The sequence below is a fragment of the Streptococcus mitis genome (assembly GCF_001074635.1).
Taxonomy (GTDB): Bacteria; Bacillota; Bacilli; order Lactobacillales; family Streptococcaceae; genus Streptococcus; species Streptococcus mitis_E.
The window spans coordinates 1-17,358 of record NZ_JUQO01000070.1; the positions used below are offsets into that span (position 1 = coordinate 1).

16 protein-coding genes and 1 pseudogene are annotated in these 17,358 nt (G+C 36.0%); 4 read left to right on the plus strand and 13 right to left on the minus strand.

The window, feature by feature from the left end:
- Positions 1-37 precede the first annotated feature (37 nt).
- From ADI58_RS02790 to ADI58_RS02830, 11 genes and pseudogenes are all read right to left on the minus strand, one after another.
- Complete coding sequence (locus ADI58_RS02790) at positions 38-289, minus strand: response regulator (RefSeq protein WP_049521387.1); 252 nt, start codon at positions 287-289, stop codon at positions 38-40.
- Entirely contained in the window at positions 270-1,844 is a 1,575-nt protein-coding gene (locus tag ADI58_RS02795; protein WP_049521374.1) for a sensor histidine kinase, read from the minus strand. The genes ADI58_RS02790 and ADI58_RS02795 overlap by 20 nt, the downstream gene beginning before the upstream one ends.
- A gap of 89 nt (positions 1,845-1,933) precedes the next feature.
- The gene (locus tag ADI58_RS02800; protein WP_049521375.1) at positions 1,934-3,952 is read right to left on the minus strand and encodes an FtsX-like permease family protein; all 2,019 of its coding nucleotides are present in this window, start codon (positions 3,950-3,952) and stop codon (positions 1,934-1,936) included.
- An 11-nt stretch (positions 3,953-3,963) separates the two neighbouring features.
- Positions 3,964-4,698: an ABC transporter ATP-binding protein gene (locus tag ADI58_RS02805; protein ID WP_023945195.1), complete on the minus strand. Its 735-nt coding sequence runs from the start codon at positions 4,696-4,698 to the stop codon at positions 3,964-3,966.
- 241 nt (positions 4,699-4,939) lie between these two features.
- The gene (locus tag ADI58_RS11620) at positions 4,940-5,065 is read right to left on the minus strand and encodes a hypothetical protein (RefSeq protein ID WP_023945199.1); all 126 of its coding nucleotides are present in this window, start codon (positions 5,063-5,065) and stop codon (positions 4,940-4,942) included.
- Between the two features lie 244 nt (positions 5,066-5,309).
- A pseudogene (locus ADI58_RS10610) lies at positions 5,310-5,469 on the minus strand (IS5/IS1182 family transposase); the annotation flags it as partial.
- Between the two features lie 104 nt (positions 5,470-5,573).
- Complete coding sequence (locus ADI58_RS02810) at positions 5,574-6,215, minus strand: ABC transporter ATP-binding protein (RefSeq protein WP_049521376.1); 642 nt, start codon at positions 6,213-6,215, stop codon at positions 5,574-5,576.
- Entirely contained in the window at positions 6,212-8,320 is a 2,109-nt protein-coding gene (locus tag ADI58_RS02815; RefSeq protein WP_049521377.1) for an amino acid ABC transporter permease, read from the minus strand. Before ADI58_RS02815 ends, ADI58_RS02810 begins: the two co-directional genes overlap by 4 nt.
- 189 nt (positions 8,321-8,509) lie before the next feature.
- Positions 8,510-8,794 carry a lactococcin 972 family bacteriocin gene (locus ADI58_RS02820; protein ID WP_049521378.1) on the minus strand — a complete coding sequence of 95 codons (285 nt, stop codon included), beginning with the start codon at positions 8,792-8,794 and terminating at the stop codon, positions 8,510-8,512.
- 522 nt (positions 8,795-9,316) lie between these two features.
- Positions 9,317-10,174 (minus strand): helix-turn-helix domain-containing protein, encoded by an 858-nt coding sequence (locus ADI58_RS02825; RefSeq protein ID WP_049521379.1) that lies wholly within the window; start codon positions 10,172-10,174, stop codon positions 9,317-9,319.
- Positions 10,175-10,417: 243 nt separating this feature from the next.
- The gene (locus tag ADI58_RS02830; RefSeq protein ID WP_033684456.1) at positions 10,418-11,005 is read right to left on the minus strand and encodes a hypothetical protein; all 588 of its coding nucleotides are present in this window, start codon (positions 11,003-11,005) and stop codon (positions 10,418-10,420) included.
- Between the two features lie 323 nt (positions 11,006-11,328).
- Here ADI58_RS02830 and ADI58_RS02840 point away from each other — a divergent pair, with 323 nt between their 5' ends.
- The gene (locus ADI58_RS02840; protein ID WP_049521381.1) at positions 11,329-12,192 is read left to right on the plus strand and encodes a helix-turn-helix domain-containing protein; all 864 of its coding nucleotides are present in this window, start codon (positions 11,329-11,331) and stop codon (positions 12,190-12,192) included.
- A 49-nt stretch (positions 12,193-12,241) separates the two neighbouring features.
- Here ADI58_RS02840 and apf read toward each other — a convergent pair whose 3' ends face one another.
- A complete protein-coding gene (gene apf / locus ADI58_RS02845; RefSeq protein ID WP_049521382.1) occupies positions 12,242-12,862 on the minus strand; it encodes an aggregation-promoting factor in 621 nt (206 codons plus the stop codon).
- Between the two features lie 239 nt (positions 12,863-13,101).
- On the opposite strand from apf, the gene sdaAB reads away from it, so the two are divergent.
- From sdaAB to ADI58_RS02860, 3 genes are read left to right on the plus strand one after another with little or no spacing between them, the layout of a single operon-like run.
- Positions 13,102-13,773 carry an L-serine ammonia-lyase, iron-sulfur-dependent subunit beta gene (gene sdaAB, locus ADI58_RS02850; protein ID WP_049521383.1) on the plus strand — a complete coding sequence of 224 codons (672 nt, stop codon included), beginning with the start codon at positions 13,102-13,104 and terminating at the stop codon, positions 13,771-13,773.
- 8 nt (positions 13,774-13,781) lie between these two features.
- Positions 13,782-14,654, plus strand: a complete 873-nt coding sequence (sdaAA, locus tag ADI58_RS02855; protein WP_049521384.1) for an L-serine ammonia-lyase, iron-sulfur-dependent, subunit alpha — start codon at positions 13,782-13,784, stop codon at positions 14,652-14,654.
- Positions 14,655-14,675: 21 nt separating this feature from the next.
- On the plus strand, positions 14,676-15,308 hold the full coding sequence (locus tag ADI58_RS02860; RefSeq protein WP_049521385.1) for an HAD-IA family hydrolase: 633 nt from the start codon (positions 14,676-14,678) through the stop codon (positions 15,306-15,308).
- Positions 15,309-15,420: 112 nt separating this feature from the next.
- Here ADI58_RS02860 and ADI58_RS02865 read toward each other — a convergent pair whose 3' ends face one another.
- Positions 15,421-17,271, minus strand: coding sequence for a polysaccharide biosynthesis protein (locus ADI58_RS02865; protein WP_049521386.1), 1,851 nt, complete (start codon positions 17,269-17,271; stop codon positions 15,421-15,423).
- Between the last annotated feature and the right edge of the window lie 87 nt (positions 17,272-17,358).

A 17,358-nucleotide genomic window follows, 5' to 3' on the forward strand; every position in this document is an offset into this window, starting at 1 on the left:
GTTCTCAATCACACCTCCTATTCAAGTAGTTAGATCACTAACTTAATGACATTGTTTTAATACCTCGTTCTTTTTTTATCATTTCTTCTGCCAAGGCTAATCCATCTGTTTCATAAATACTAGTCAAATTAATATCTATCAAAATGATATCGTATGGACTATAATCAATATCATCTACTGATTGAAAATTTTCAACTAAATCAACATATTCAATTGTTTCTGATAACTCTAAAATCATTTTTATGCTCTGACTAAACAACTTGTGATCATCAATTAATAAAATTTTCATAGCATAGCTCCTTATCTATTGGTAATTGAATTTCTACTTGAAACATAGCATCCATTGTCTGAATTTCTATTGTTCCACCTAAAACACTAACACGATTTTCTAAATTCTTTAACCCATAACCAAGATGGTTACTAGAAATATCATAATTATTTTTACAAGATAAATAAATAATATCGTCAGATACAGAGAGAGATAACCAAATAGTATGTCCTGATGAATATTTAACAGCATTAGTCACTAATTCTTCAATAAAGCGATAAAGAATCTTATCATACGGTTCCATTAGAAAAAAATCAGACTGAAAATCTGTTTCAACTTCTTTCATAGTCTCATATCTCCTCAATATTCTATCAATTAATGATGTATATTTTTTAGTTAACTCCTCATTGCCACTACTCATTGGTTGATAATAATCCATTCTCTCTCGGATACGTTGAACTAGTTCATCTGAGACATATCCAATCTGAGTTCTAAACTTCTCATCTTCTCCATATTTATTAAAATTTTTAATAGCCATCACACTTTGTAATACTTCGTTATGAAGAAATTCTGCGAATTGTTGCTCTATATCTTCATTAGCTAACAAATTCTTCACCATCTTATTTCTTTTCAAAAATAAAACTTCTAAATAATCTTTTGCACCCGTTAGCCGCTTACCTCTAAATAATCTAATAAATTCTTCCGTTAGAAATCCAACAATCAGCACAAGTAAATTAAAACAAATAAAACTTTGTTTTAAATCTAGTCTTGCAATAATAAATGTAGCAATTAAAAGGATACTTACCCCCAGTAGTATTTTTAAACTTGCCTCAATATATAATAGTTTCAACTCATCTATCTTTTTTTGAAAACTCATATAAATTGTTTTCAAGTGGAACGAAACAAGTACCAAAAAAATTTCTACATACCATAAAAAATTTAAAATACCAATATCAGCCGTGTTAATATATAAAATGACATAAGTAACGGGTAGAAAAAATGAAAGGAAGGTTAAATTTTTCCTCTGGTAATTTAAAAAAGATTTCAACTCTTTTTTATACATCATTAACAGAACAATAGGTAAGCAAGAAATGAAAAATGATGTAAATATAGATAAGAATAAAAAGAGAGGCTCACTAAAAAAATAAGATATCTCTGTAATAATCGTAACAATAAAAGTTACAAAAAATAGTTCCTCACCTATTTTTTTACCTAACAGAATAATAGATACTGAACTATAAACTAATAGAAAAGAATTAATGGGATGAAGCAGATCTAAAAAATGGAATAATGTGTGTTCAACATTCAAACTCAGAGCCAATTGCCAACTAATTAAAAATAGAGATAGTAATAGCCACAACTTTAATTCACTATATTTAAACTTTAAGAAATTACAAATATAAGTAGAAATAATCAACAAAATAATAAAAACAACTGCAAATTTTTGAGTAAAAGTTGATGAAAAGTCAAATGGAATTTTAAGGTATATATAAACCATTAATATAAAATGATTTATTAAAGTGCTCCACCATAACAATAATGAGTTATCAGAAATATTCTTTAACCACGTCTTCATATTTAAAATTTCCTACTATGATTTTTTGTTATCATTATATCACAAAACCAGAATAAGGATAGCTAATATCCCATTCTGGTTTTCACTCATTAGATCTGATTACTGGCCCTCACACAAATTTTATAGGTAAAATAGATATAAATTGTAAATAAACCAATCATAAACAATAAATATTTTACATCAATTACAACTGTTGTATTTGCAAAATTTTCAAAGTAGCCTAATAAGCTATTACTAAGTGAACAACTCAATGGAATAGCTATTAGCAACGGTATTAGAAAATAGGCGAGAATCTGTTGAAAAATAATTTTTTTATTTTGCATTCTTTGATTTCCTAATAAATAAAGTATATTGTAATCATTAACACTTTCTAATGCATTTGTGGAAGCCTGCAACGACAGAATACTCAATGTGATAACTGTAAAAATAACTCCAACAAAAATTAGAACTAATACAATGACTCCCATAACTCCTAGATATAGTTCTGCTGATCGAACTTTTGTTTGATATACAAAATCAGCTTGATTTCCTTCTTGATCCGTAAAATAATAATTTTCAATCCAGTTCTCTAAAAATGATTCAACATTTCGTTTATCAATCCCTTTTTTATATAAGGCTACATAATGTAAACTGTTAATAGTCAATTTTTTCGCTACTTTATCAGGGACTATCAATGTCCCTCGATCATTATTTTCTACTGTAGTAACAAAATAAACATTTTCCAAAGGACTTTTAGAACTTGACCTTAACTTTACATCGGAAACAGTCAATTCGTTAGTTTTAGAGAGAAATTCCCTAATCTGCTTCCTAGTGCCTTTATAGTTTGCATTTATTAAAAATTCATTGTCTGACAAACTGACTTCTTTTTTCCCTTGAAGTCTTAATAAAGAATTATAATCAGTAAGCGAAACAATATTAACGAACGAGCCTCCTAATTCTTTATCTAAATCCCATAAATTGCTTGTATCAATAATATCTTTATAAGTCAATTCACTTATATAAGTTGGATACTCAAACTCTTTATCAATAATCGAAAAGTCAAAACCATCTTCTTTTAACTTATTCTTTACATCTATATTGTTATGATGGTATTTTTCTCCCTTAAACATCTGCACATCAATATCATAAGGAATAAATTTATTTAAATCATTACTCAATGAACTGTAGGCACTACCACTAAAAATCAATAAGCTAGTTGCTAATGCCAAGGAAAGCGATAATACCGATATGGTCACCGAATTACGATCTGCTTGCTTAGATAGTTGTCTGAGTTTAAATGAATTATATTTCTTGAAATACCAATTTGGCAATGAATAAGTTAAGCGGATCAAAGAATGACTTAATGTACTGTAAAAAATAAATATAACTAGTACAAACAGTGTTATAAGTAACATTCCCCAATTTCTAAGAATTGAAATATGTGTATAGTCTGATAAATAGACACATCCAAAGCAAATAACTAGTGCCGACAAGATAAATAGTAGCAATTGGCATTTTGTTTCTCCTTTCGAAAAAATAGAACTTTTAACACCATTTTCTTGAATAAGAGAAATAATAGCTTGCTTTCTAAAGGTAACTATGTCCATCACACCAATGATTACACTTGTTGCTAAATATGATATTCCTAATAAATTAACTGATTTCATGTCTAGAAAAAACATATTACCAAAATAATTCCCCATAAAAAAATTAGATGCAATATGTGCTAGAACAATCAATACTCCTAACCCTAAGATAAATCCTGCAAGCAAAGCAAACAGATTAACAACCATTGTCTCACAGAAAAGCGTTCCTACAATATGACGTTTTTTCATCCCCAATGTTGCGTATAGACCTAGCTCTTGTTTTCTTCGACCTAATACGAAACCAGTGGAGTAAACAACTAAAAAAGCAATTGTACTCAATACAACATAAGATAATAGTCCCATATATTGTGTCATAATGGTTGTCATCATCTCCTTAGCACCTGATAAACTTTGCATAACAGGATGACTTGGCAAAGCATTAAATGCATAGAGTAGACTATAAATTAACGTTAAACTAAGAAAATAAACTGTGTAGGTCTGTAAATTTCTTTGAACATTTCTGAGAATTAATTTTGGATACATCCTACTTCTCCTTATCGTGTATGTTTATAAATTTTTTGTAAGTATTCTTCATTTGATAAAGAATGGCGGTACATATCTGCTGTAACTTGTCCATCCTTTAATAGAATAATTCGTGATGAATACTTAGCTGCTGCCGGATCATGTGTCACCATTAAAATGGTAATGCCAAAAACTTGATTAATCTCTTGCAGAAGAGCCATTAAATTTTCTGAGTTAGCCGAATCTAAAGCACCTGTTGGTTCATCTGCAATAAGCAGTTTAGATTCATCAATTAGAGCACGTGCGGTGGCAACACGCTGTCTTTGTCCTCCTGATAATTGATTGGGAAATTTATTTCGTAATTGACCAATTGATAATTTTTCTAGGATATTTTCTATTTTTAAATGACAATCAGCAACTTTTTTCCCTTGAATTTGTAATGGTAAGACAATATTCTCATAAACTGTTAAAGTTTCAACTAAATTATAAGATTGAAAGATATAGGAAATATTTTGTGAGCGATAGTTTGCCAATTGATTATCTGTTGCATTGATGATATCAAATCCCTCAAAGGAAATATCACCTGACGTCGGCTTATCGATTGTTGAAATACAGTTTAACAAAGTTGTTTTTCCACTGCCGCTTGCTCCCATAATAGCAAGAAATTCTCCTGTCTTTACAGAGAGATTAACATCCGATAAAGCATGAACTAGGCTATCTCCCTCCCCAAACTCTTTATTTAAATTTTTTACAACTAATTGTGACATAAATATTCCTCCATTTCTATTTTACAAGACTATTATAATCAATCTGAGCTTTAATATCATGAGTAATTCGTGCATAATCTCTCTAAAGACAAGTAAAAAAGCCATAAACTAGTATGGCTTTTTAAATATACATCATTTTCGTTCTTTTCGTTTTTTCATAACGTAGACGATACCAATAATAGATGCTCCTAGAATCAATACGGGAGCATAAAACTCAAGTGTTCCAATAATTCCTTCCATCTTACTCTCCAATCTTGTTCATTCTATCTACAGCGGACATTCTGAATCCAGCTACAGAATTACCTGATAGTTCTTGATTGTCAATTTCATGACGCAAGCTATCAACTTCTACATAATTTTCTTTCATTTTGTTCCTCCTATAATTTATCATTTGACTCTATATCTGTCAACTATTACAAGGAAAATTTACACATCTCAAGAAACATATATACTTCCTAAATTAACAATTAACATTATTAGTCATAAACAACTCTCCTTTCTTTTTTTAGATAATCATCTTTACACTACTAAGTATACATTGCTAAATAGCTTTAGTAATGAGTAAATCGTGCAATAATATTGCACGATTTAAAAATAGACTTCCTACGAAGCTAGAATCCTAGTTCACGGTTGATAATTCCAGCAATCAAATTCATTCGTAAACGTTTTTACTTTGGCAAAAATATTCTCAGCCTTGATTCTCTCTTTAGATAGCGCATGGTTATAGGATTTATCTTCAAGAGTTAGTGGCTTGAGTTTGCTTGATTTCCTCATTCATAATTCATAGAAATAGTATACCATATTTTGTTTCGCAGGAAGTCTATTTATCTCTGGAAAGCATGAGTATTCAGTCAGTCAAAATAAGCAAAACTAATTCATTCTCCCTTGCCCAGTTCAATGACGCGATGACATTGTTGGGCTACATAAGCATCGTGGGTCACAATAATGACTGTTTTCCCCTCTTGATTCATCTCTAAGAGAAACTTCAAGACCAAATCTCTATTTTCAGGATCCAGCGAACCTGTTGGTTCATCGGCTAAAATCAACTGGCTGGGTTTTAAAATGGCTCTAGCAACTGCAATTCGTTGTTGTTCGCCACCAGACAACTCGGAGACCTTTTGGTGCAAAGTAGCTGACAAACCTACTCTCTCTAAAATCTCTTCCACCTTTTTGAGTTTGTCTTTCTTGGACAATTTCACATATTTCAGCGCCAGCATGAGATTGTACTCGACCGTTTCATCATCAATCAGGGCAAAATTTTGAAACAGATAAGAGATATGTTCACGGATTATTGTTTGCGACTTAGCAGAATTGACCGCTAGATTTGTCTGACCAAAAATCTCATACCGTCCGCTATAATCACCATCTATCAAACCTAATAAATTTAACAAGGTCGACTTACCACTCCCACTTTTTCCAACGATGGCAACCAAATCTCCCTGATCAATCCTGAGAGATAAGTTATCCAAAATCACTTTTCCCCCAATGGTTTTGGTAATATTTTTCAACTCAATCATAAGATGCCCCCTTTCAATAACTCTACTAAACTTCTTTTCTCCATCCTAGAAGCCAAGGCTAGCACAAATAGTATATCCAAACATGTAAAGCCTGCAAACAGCAGGAGTGGCAAGAGCGCATGGGCAAAGAAAATCAAGACTAGAAGAGGGAGACTATAGCCCAGCAAGAGCAGAACGAGGAGAGGACGGTAGCGATCGACCAGTTTCCACCCCATAAACTTCTTGGTAATGATATCCCTGCGCTTCAACAAGAAAGTGGTAACGAGTAAAAAGTAGGAAATCATCATGCTAAGGAGACCAAACAAAGCAAAGAGTATATTAAGATTTAGAACTGCATCTCGATAAGAATCTACTTTCTCTTGTTGAATGGCTTGAATCGATGAAAATTTTAAATAATTCCCATCTGATAATTTCTCAACTAACTCCGTAATCACTTTTTGATTTTGTTCTGTATTTTCAACTTTCATCGGATTGTTTAAACCTGTCGTTGACAAGCGAGTCTTTTCTTCCCACATCATGTCTTGATCATTTACCAGACTAATGATTGGATTGTGGAGATTTTCCTTTCGCTCATTATTATAAGGGAAGAAGGACCAATCTCCTTCATAGTAGGCAATTTCTACATCCATATCTTCTATTGTTTGCTTTTGCTGATCTTCATATCTCAGAGAAAGATAGGCGATGGATTTTCCCAAGAACTGATTCTTGCCTTCTTGTCCTTTATCACTGGCTGGCATCAAAATAACTTTTTTAGTGCTGGTATCTGGTAACTTGAATCCCTTGCTCTTTAGAAAATTGCTATTAGCATAGTAAACATCTACCTTATCAGGCAGTTGGTACTGCTGCACTTGTTCAGCTTTGATGACTGGTTTGATAGGAAGACTCGTACTTCGCACATAGTTTACTTGTGTTTTTGCTAGCAAGTCTTGATAAAATTGGTAGAAATAATCTGTAGATTTCCCTGAACCTGCTAGCTCTTCTTGCCACAGGTTATCATTGAGTTTGAAGGTTTCTAAGGTCAGGTAATTACCTTGGCTTACCCACTGTTGCTGATAAGCAAGTTCTTTGTTTTCTTGTTCTAAACTTCTGCCCACCCCAATCAGTAAGGCCGTCAGTAAAATAGTTGTCCCTATTTTCATCACATAATTGAAGATAAGACCAAGTTTGACAGATGAAAAACCTTTCAACATGGAACTGACTGTCATTTTTTGAATCATCAGGTAGGTCAGCCAACTGATGAACAAATACAACTGTAAAAGCAGAAATTGGGATAAGAGTAAACTTGGGAACAAAAGTTTTGGTCTGTAGTCCAGCACTAAAAATAGTCCCAAGTCAATGATAAGACTTCCACCCAAGAGAAGATAAAAATTAGTCTTTACAAAACCAGATAAAATCGCCCCGCTTTGAAAACCAAGTAACTTTTGAACCCCCACTCGTTTCATCTCCATCATCGGCTGATACACTGTTACTAACACAAGAAGTAAAATAGCCAAGACAAAAACAATGGCAGATAAAAGCAAATCTCGATTTATGACTTCCACTGCACTTTTATAGGTAGGCTCTAGCAAGGTAGCCTGGTCTATCTTGAAAAAATCGCTCCATTTCTGTACAATCCTATCCTTATCCATCTCTTGTGTAGAAGTTATCGTATAGCGACCATTTAAACTACGAGATGTATCCTTGATATAGATTTGAAAAGTCATAAGCTGAATAGGCTTGGCTTTTAGAAAAGTCGGAATCGTACCAAGTTTATTAGAAATTTCTTTATTACTGTAGACTCCTTCACCATCTGTGGTAAAATCAAGAGAAGAAATCCCAAACTCTTGGTAGGGGAAGGTATCTTTATCAAAAACACCAGACTTGATTACCTCATCACCACTGTCTGTTTTGATGATGGAGACTTTGTACTCCTTTGATACATCCTCAAAAAATCGAAGAACAGACGCTGCAGGTTCGTTAATATCTTTCAAATACAAATCCAAAGAATCTACAGTCTTTCCCATTTCCCGAATCCGAACCGCTTCACGTGTGTAGTTTACATTAAAAACAAAAAAAGTGGTACACAGCAACAGCAGAAACATACAAAGATGACTGATTTTTTTCATAAAAGTACCTCCACTAAAGTTCGAGTCTGGGACAAAAGTCTAACCTTAAATATAAAAAGCGAACAAAACGAGTTATCTGACACTAAGAATTCTGTCTTGTTCGCTTTTTTGTCTAATCTATCGATTTTTAAAATTTATAATAAAGAATTCCTAAAATCAAAATCTTTTTGTCCCAGACTCAAATTTCACTTAAAATCCATAGAAATATTCCATTCCTGTTGGTGGAATTTGATTAAGGGAAGCTTTAGCCCAAACCTCGGGATCTTCACGATCCTTAGAGATTCTACCTCCATGCTTGACAGTTGCTGTATGAGATCGAGTAGAATGTAAATAATCAGAATATCCAAAAGTTCCTGTCCAACCTACTCCATAGTTCCATTGACCACCATCAACCCATACTGCTAAAGCATTTGTAGTAGCAAGTATACCACATACCATTAAAGATGCAACACCAATTTTAACTAATTTTCTCATGATTTATTTCTCCTATTATCGAGAGCTGTTCCGTAAAAACAGCTATAGTAATTATCAACAAGTATCGTAGTCCATTGGACTCACCTTCCTTCTATCTCATTCTTTAACAACGAACTTATTTTTAACCGGGAGAATAGTACGCTCCTGTATCAATACCTTGAGTAACTAGAGTAGTACTAATAAAACTTCGACTATTACTCAGTAGAATTAGCACAATAAGCAACAGAGATAGCGCTTTCAAATATTCGAATTTTAATTTTCCCATCTTGCCACCTTCTTTCACCTATATTATAAATCAACATATATAAACTGTCAAGCGATTTAAGTAATAATCTAAATATTTTTAAAAAGAAGAATTATAGTTATATTTTGTGTATGAAGAGGATAATCTAAAACTCAATTTCAGGATAAAATGAAGTAAATATCCCCATAATGAAACGCATAGTATCAGTTTTTTCAAAACCTGATATTATGCGTTTTTTTATTTTAAAGACTTTTTTCCCAGCCTCATACATTCTCTGACTACTTATCCATCAGATATTGTTCTACCTTGAGTGCCATAACTTCATTATTTTCAATTAGATAGAGCACCTTAGCTTTCATATAATAGTCCTTAGCAACAGAGATATCAAGATCCTCTGTTACATTTCCCAACAAACAATATAAATCTGCTAGCCTAAAGCTACTATGATATTTGTTACAAAATTCAATCATCTCCAATAATAGCGCTCTGGACTTGTCCATCTCCTCCTGTTTCCAAAGGTGGTAACAATAATTGTATTTTATTTTGATATACAACTCAATTTGTTCACGCACACTGGTATCGATTTTTGAAAGAGCTACGGAAACCTGTTCATATAGTTGTTCAAATTTCTCCTTATCCTCATCATAGCCTAAGAAAATCAGCAGGGTATTCAAAATATACAAATAATCCACTTTATCAATACTAATCCTACTGAGGATGTCCTCTATTTTTGAAATAGCTAGTTTTAATTGATGTTCACATTGATAGGTTAGAATGGCATCTATCCAGTCCAGATAAATCTTTTCATCAAAAGATAAGGAAGTCTGTTGCTTTCTTTCTCCCTCAAAAGCATATTTCAAAGAGGCATAATCTTGATTTTCCAACAATGTTTCAGACAACCTCTTGAAAGCAGATAAGCCTAGAAACTCTTTCGAAATTTCTCCTGAAAAGAAATAGTCCATATTTAAGCCCATTTTTTCAGATAATTTATATAACAAATCAGCTCCTGGCATATATTTGCCTTGTTCCATTCGACTTATCTGAGTTTGTTGGCAAATTCCTTCGGCCAACTCTTTTTGCGACCACCCCAACTCTTTTCGCTTATTTTTTAATCTTGTTGCTAATAATGCATGCATGCTATCCACCACTATTTATATTCTATAAAAACATTATACTACTTTTTTGAGAAGATTATGACATATTGTCTACAAAGAGTGAACAGATTTTCCTACATGTAAGCAAAAAGAGGCTGGGAAAAACTAACTTTCCAATAAAGCCACACAGTGATTCTCTCAGCTTAATTGTGTTCAAGGCTGAAAACACTGTGTGGTTTTTGAATGTTTGAACGTTTAGAGGTTAGATTTTTAGGCAATTGTCAATCAGAATGTTCTTTTATCTGTTAATAATCCTAGAAAATCTTGTCGTTTCAAGTCGGAGAAATGTTTGGTAGAAAGACTTCCTTTTTGAAGTCCATCATCTCTAACCTGCAAATAATAGCTATGTTGGCTTGTTTTAATTGTCAAAAAATCGCCAAATATAAAAACTCTTTTCCAGTTGCGAATCTCAAATTCTTTCATCTCTGATTTTGGAATGCGGATAAGTCCTTGTCGCAAATCACGATGGTGCTCACTTGTGAAAGTCATCCCATTCCCAAGATTTCTTATCAGTAGTTCATCTGGAGTCACCATCACCAGCGCTATTTTAGTTAAGAAAATTTCAACTGTTGGTGGTAAAATCGCCAAATTAAACCAAGGATGTAGGTAGCGATACGCTAAGAAATACTGAGGCTCCTCACCCAATCCTAGTTGTTTATATAAGGCCTTGACCTCACTATCTAACCTCGCTTCAAAAGACACATCCGAATGCGCTTCTTCCTTCTTCTGATTAAAATAACGCATCCAGACTAGAAAACCTATAAAGACTATAATAAATATTCCTGATAAGAGATATTTTACATTGTAGTTCATCACTTAACCTCCTGATTCACGCCTCTGCCTAAAACAGAGGCCTATTTATTTTGAAAATAGTTCCATAACAACTTTAAATAAGACTGGTGTCATTAAAATGAGGATGATTCCTATCACAAATATCATGACTACTCTAAAAAACTCCTTATTTTTAAACATTTTTCCACCCCTTTTCTAGTTACATCATAGTACTCATTAACCCCATCTTAAAATTACACCAAACTTATTTTAGTTTTCTTTTTTACTATTCCTGTTACTATGATACAATATTTTTAATAGGATTTTATTATTTGTTAACTTTTTTCACGAAAAGGAGAAAGCCCATGCGTTATGATTTTGGAAAGGTCTATAAAGAAATTCGCGAGTCAAAAGGCTTGACCCAAGAAGAGGTCTGTGGAAATGTTCTCTCAAGAACCAGCCTATCAAAGATTGAAAGCGGTAAGGTAACTCCCAAATATGAAAACATGGAATTTCTTCTCCGGCAAATCAATATGAGTTTTGAAGAGTTTGACTACATCTGCCATCTCTATCAACCGAGCCAACGAACAGAAATCATGCAAACTTATCTCAATATGAGTTCTATCATTGGCAGCAGTAGTCTAGTTGATTTTTTTGAAACATGCCAAGACTACCTCAAGACCCACCACGACCTGCCCATAGAAGAAATCAGAGATATGCTGGAAATTGTCATTCATATCCGTCAACATGGTACAGAGCAACTGTCAGACCAAGTGAAACAGATTGTCAAAAAACTTTGGGAAAAAATTGAAAAACAAGATACATGGTATGAAAATGACCTAAAAATCCTCAATACCATCCTTTTCAGCTTTCCTATTGAACACCTCCATCTCATCACTGGAAAAATCTTGCAACGCTTGGAAGTCTATAAAAACTACCAACATTTATATGACTTACGAATGGCAATCCTACTCAATCTGTCCACCATTTACTTATACCATCAAGACAAAAACATGTGTCAACAAATCTGCTATACTTTACTAGAGGACGCTAAGAACAAGAAAAGCTACGATAGGCTTGCTATCTGCTATGTCCGTATCGGGATTTGTAGGGATGAGGCTAGACTTATCCAAAAAGGTTTCTCACTTCTAGAGCTGACCGAGGAAACTTCTATGCTGTCTCATCTCAAAAAAGAAGTAGAGATCTATTACCAAGCGAAGGAAAAATAAAAAGTCGAGGGGATTCCTCGACTTTTACATATTATTTGTTCGTTAGTTCTTAATACCAGCCATTATTAAGCCAGAAGTTTTTAGCGGCTGTCCATGAACCGTAACGTCCTGCAACATAGGCATCTGCTACACGTTCTTGGTTTTCAGCTGAGTAGTCACCGTTCAAGTATGAATCTGTCAATTGGTAACGTCCGATGTAACGTCCGTTTGTAGCTGTGTAGCTACCACCTGATTCTTTTTGAGCAATCCATTCTTTAGCTTCTGCTTCAGATCCGCTGACAGTTGAAGCAACTGTTTCTTCTGCTACTGTTTCACTTACTACTGGATTTTCTTCCTCTACCTCTGTAGTTTCTGCCACTGGAGCTGAGACAGCCTCATCTTGGGCTGCTGGAGCTTCATAAGTCGTTGAAGCTGGGGCTACTGGCGCTGCTGAACCGTCGATAACCAACTCTTGACCAACATAAATCATATGGATGTTGTCAATGTGGTTGTTTTCTGCCAATTTCTCAACTGTTGTGTTGTGAGTTTCAGCGATTTCTGAAAGTGTATCACCTTCTTTAACAGTGTAAATTGATGATTCTTGAGCAGATACAAATGATGGAGCAAATACTGCAAACAAGGCAGCTACTCCTGCAAGAGTTGTTTTAATCTTTTTAGTTGTTGATTTCATATTCGAAAATTCTCCTTCTTTCTATAGTTCTATCATACCCTTTAAATATTACCGTTTCTTGACACTTTTATGTAGAAATATTACAAAATTATTTTTTATTTCCCTAAATAAGCTATTTTTTGTTACAAAAGATGCTTTTTTATTCTATTTGTAGTGTAAAAAGGTTTTCATCCACAATTAAAGCCAAGACCTTCATTCTTTGATATAATAGAGATAAGAATTTTTATAAGGGGAAACTGATGAAATCACTTCGTTTTCAATCTGTCTTTGATATCATCGGACCAGTTATGATTGGCCCATCTAGTAGCCATACCGCTGGTGCTGTTCGTATTGGGAAGATTGTCTCTTCCATTTTTGATGATACTCCGACAGAAGTCGAATTCCAACTATTTAACTCATTTGCCAAAACCTATCGTGGTCACGGAACAGACCTAGCCCTTGTTGCAGGTATTTTAGGCATGGATACAGATGATCCTGAAATCCCAAATAGTCTGGAGATTGCCCACAAGCGTGGCATCAAGATTGTCTGGACCATTCAGAAAGACAGCAATACTCCTCACCCAAACACCACTAAAATTACCGTCAAAAATGCCCACAAGACCATCAGCGTAACTGGTATTTCTATCGGTGGAGGAAATATTCAGGTAACCGAACTCAATGGCTTTGCCGTCTCTCTCAATATGAATACACCGACTATCATCATCGTTCATCAAGATATTCCAGGTATGATTGCCCTCGTAACAGAGGCCCTTTCACGCTATGGTATCAATATCGCCCAGATGAATGTTACTCGTGAAAAAGCTGGTGAAAAAGCCATTATGATTATCGAAGTCGATAGTCGCAACTGTGATGAGGCCATCGAAGAAATTCGAAAAATCCCTCATCTCCACAATGTCAATTTCTTTAAATAGGAGGAAGCATGTTTTATTCTATCAAAGAATTGGTCGAGCAGGCAGAACTAGACTTTCAAGGAAATGTCGCAGAACTCATGATTACAACAGAGTTTGAATTGACCGGTCGCGAACGTGAAGAAGTCTTCCTTCTCATGGAACGCAATCTGGAAGTCATGAAAGCCTCTGTCCAACTTGGCCTCAATGAAAATAAATCTCGTAGTGGCCTGACAGGTGGAGATGCTGCCAAATTGGATCACTACATCAAAAACGGAAAAACTTTATCAGATTATACAATTCTCTCTGCTGCCCGCAATGCTATCGCTGTCAATGAACACAATGCCAAAATGGGCTTGGTCTGCGCTACTCCGACCGCAGGAAGTGCTGGCTGTCTCCCTTCCGTTCTTACTGCTGCTATTGAAAAATTAGACCTCAGCCACGAGCAACAGCTGGATTTCCTCTTTGCTGCCGGTGCCTTTGGACTAGTCATCGCAAACAATGCCTCTATCTCAGGTGCTGAGGGCGGTTGCCAGGCCGAAGTCGGCTCTGCCTCTGCTATGAGTGCTGCCGCCTTGACTCTAGCTGCTGGTGGGACACCGTATCAGGCCAGTCAGGCCATTGCCTTTGTCATTAAAAATATGCTAGGCCTCATCTGTGACCCTGTTGCCGGCTTGGTCGAAGTTCCCTGTGTCAAACGCAATGCCATGGGAGCCAGCTTTGCCTTCATCGCAGCAGACATGGCCTTGGCAGGTATCGAATCTAAAATCCCTGTGGATGAAGTGATCGATGCCATGTACCAAGTGGGTTCAAGCATGCCAACTGCCTTTCGTGAAACAGCTGAAGGTGGACTTGCTGCCACCCCTACTGGTCGTCGCCTCCAAAAAGAAATTTTCGGAGAATAAGCTTATCAAATAGGAGAAACCATGACCTCTATCACAGCGATTTTTTTCGATCTGGATGGAACCCTCGTTGACAGTTCTATCGGGATTCACAATGCCTTTACCCATACCTTTAAGGAGCTGGGGATGCCTAGCCCTGATGCCAAAACGATTCGTGGTTTTATGGGACCGCCCCTCGAAAGTAGTTTTGCGACCTGCCTTCCCAAAGACCAAATTTCTGAGGCTGTCCAGATATACCGGTCTTACTACAAGAAAAAAGGCATCCATGAAGCTCAACTCTTTCCTCAGATTGTAGACTTGCTTGAGGAGTTATCGAGCAATTACCCTCTTTATATCACCACTACAAAGAATACTCCAACCGCTCAAGACATGACTAAAAATTTGGGAATCTATCATTTCTTTGATGGCATTTATGGTTCCAGCCCTGAAGCACCCCATAAGGAAGATGTCATTCACCTAGCCTTGCAGACACATCAACTAGCACCAGAACAAGCCATCATCATCGGAGATACCAAGTTTGATATGCTGGGAGCTCAAGAAACAGGCATTCAGAAATTAGCCGTCACTTGGGGATTTGGAGAGCAAGCAGACTTGCTTAACTATCATCCTGATTATATCGCCCATACCCCCTTAGAGGTTTTAGAGTATTTTCAATAACATAGACTGGGTAACGACTCTATTTCAGAAGAAAATGGAGCAAGTCTCTACATAACAAAACGCATATTACCAAGGTTCTTATGAACAACTTGATAATATGCGCTTTTCTTTTTTATTCAACGTGGGTGGTTTGATTGGCAAAGGCGATAATGGCTTGCTTCAACTCATCTCCACTGAGAGTGCGGAACTCTTCAATCTTTTGATCGATGGCTTCTAGAGGCATGACATTAACCTTACCAACGAAAATCTTATCCATAACCTGATTATCAACCAGTTCGGTTGACACCAAGAGTTCTTCGTAGAGTTTTTCACCTGGGCGGATTCCAACTTCAACGATTGGAATTTCGCTTTCGGTATGTCCACTTAGAAGGACCATTTTCTTGGCCAAGTCATAAATCTTGACTGGTTTGCCCATATCAAGGATAAAGACTTCCCCATCCTTGGCATAAGCACCAGCGTGAATAACCAAACGGCTAGCTTCTGGAATGGTCATAAAGTAACGAGTCATGCGGAAGTCTGTGACCGTTACAGGCCCGCCTTCAGCAATCTGACGCTCAAAGACTGGAATCACACTACCACGACTACCAAGAACATTCCCAAAACGAACTGCACAGTAGGTCGATTGGCTACGTTGGTTAAAGCCAGTGACAATCAACTCAGCCACGCGCTTGGTTGCTCCCATAACATTTGGTGGATTAACCGCCTTATCTGTCGAAATCATAACCATCTTAGGTACTTTGGCTTCATCAACAGCCTTAGCAACATTGTAAGTTCCACGAATATTGTTTTTGAAGGCTTCTTTTGGATTGCGCTCCATCATAGGAACATGCTTGTGGGCAGCCGCATGATAAACAATAGCTGGCTTGTACTGCTCAAAGACTTGCAACAAGCGGTCATAGTCTTGAATATCTGCGATAACTGGCACATAATCAATCCCTTGGAACTTACGAATCAATTCATGATAAACGAGGTAGATTGAGTTTTCCCCATGACCGAGCAAGACAATGCGTTCAGGATTGAAGCGGCTAACTTGGCGACAGATTTCAGAACCGATTGAGCCACCAGCACCTGTAACCAAGATTGTCTTACCTGTCAGTTCTGCGCCCAGACGCGATTCGTCAAGACGAATTTCCTGACGTCCCAAAAGGTCCGTAATATCAATTTTTTGGAAGCCAGTAGCTGCTTGGTGAAGGCCTTGAACAACAGTTTCAACCTTAGGCATCTTGTAACATTTAACACCCAGCTTATTACACATCTGTAAGATACGTTCATATTCTGACGGGTCAAGCGACGGAATCGCAACGATAACACGCTCGATTTGGTGGCGTTTGGCTAATTCAGGCAATTCATCATATGAACCCAAAACAGGAATCCCACCAAGTTTTTGTCCTTTTTTCTTAGCGTCCTTATCCAAAATACCAACAAGTTCCAAATCACTGGTTGGATGTTGGTAACTATCCATAAAGAGGGCCCCACCATCACCGGCACCAATCAAGAAGGTCCGACGGTGTTCTCCATCACCACTGCCTTTTTTGCGTCTAGAGTAGATTAACTGCCAAGTAATCCGTGGCAATAAAATCAAGAAGGTACTCAACAAGATAAAGAGAATGATGAAACGGATTGAAAAAAGTGGCAAGAAGGCATAGCAGATTCCATAAGACAAAACACTGCTAGCAGTCACACCAAAAAAGATTTTCATAAAGTCCGTAATCTTGCTGTAACGACTAATACTAGCATTCAACCCCCAAAATGCAATCATCAATTGATAAAACAAGAAGGCCAAACTCGTATAGATAATGTAGTCAACAGGTGCTGGATTAATCAGCCCATAAAATAAAATATAAGATACAATGATGGAAACCACCATACTCAAAATATCAAATATTCCCCAGAAAACCTGTTTTTGTTGTTTATTTAAAATTTCCACCAGATCAATCACATAATCTGTGAGTTTTTTATTCATAGAAATTTACTCCTCCTTAAAAGAGCTCGATGGTTATACTCAATGAAAATCAAAGAGCAAACTAGGAAACTAGCCGCAGGCTGCTCA

Coding starts and splice junctions, on each gene's coding strand:
- sdaAB (WP_049521383.1), top strand. CDS start 13,102: ATGAAATCACTTCGTTTTCAATCTGTCTTTGATATCATCGGACCAGTT.
- sdaAA (WP_049521384.1), top strand. CDS start 13,782: ATGTTTTATTCTATCAAAGAATTGGTCGAGCAGGCAGAACTAGACTTT.
- ADI58_RS02810 (WP_049521376.1), bottom strand. CDS start 6,215: ATGATTGAGTTGAAAAATATTACCAAAACCATTGGGGGAAAAGTGATT.
- ADI58_RS02820 (WP_049521378.1), bottom strand. CDS start 8,794: ATGAGAAAATTAGTTAAAATTGGTGTTGCATCTTTAATGGTATGTGGT.
- ADI58_RS02865 (WP_049521386.1), bottom strand. CDS start 17,271: ATGAATAAAAAACTCACAGATTATGTGATTGATCTGGTGGAAATTTTA.
- ADI58_RS02800 (WP_049521375.1), bottom strand. CDS start 3,952: ATGTATCCAAAATTAATTCTCAGAAATGTTCAAAGAAATTTACAGACC.
- ADI58_RS02830 (WP_033684456.1), bottom strand. CDS start 11,005: ATGAACTACAATGTAAAATATCTCTTATCAGGAATATTTATTATAGTC.
- ADI58_RS02790 (WP_049521387.1), bottom strand. CDS start 289: ATGAAAATTTTATTAATTGATGATCACAAGTTGTTTAGTCAGAGCATA.
- ADI58_RS02825 (WP_049521379.1), bottom strand. CDS start 10,174: ATGCATGCATTATTAGCAACAAGATTAAAAAATAAGCGAAAAGAGTTG.
- ADI58_RS02795 (WP_049521374.1), bottom strand. CDS start 1,844: ATGAAGACGTGGTTAAAGAATATTTCTGATAACTCATTATTGTTATGG.
- ADI58_RS02805 (WP_023945195.1), bottom strand. CDS start 4,698: ATGTCACAATTAGTTGTAAAAAATTTAAATAAAGAGTTTGGGGAGGGA.
- ADI58_RS11620 (WP_023945199.1), bottom strand. CDS start 5,065: ATGAAAGAAAATTATGTAGAAGTTGATAGCTTGCGTCATGAAATTGAC.
- apf (WP_049521382.1), bottom strand. CDS start 12,862: ATGAAATCAACAACTAAAAAGATTAAAACAACTCTTGCAGGAGTAGCT.
- ADI58_RS02860 (WP_049521385.1), top strand. CDS start 14,676: ATGACCTCTATCACAGCGATTTTTTTCGATCTGGATGGAACCCTCGTT.
- ADI58_RS02815 (WP_049521377.1), bottom strand. CDS start 8,320: ATGAAAAAAATCAGTCATCTTTGTATGTTTCTGCTGTTGCTGTGTACC.
- ADI58_RS02840 (WP_049521381.1), top strand. CDS start 11,329: ATGCGTTATGATTTTGGAAAGGTCTATAAAGAAATTCGCGAGTCAAAA.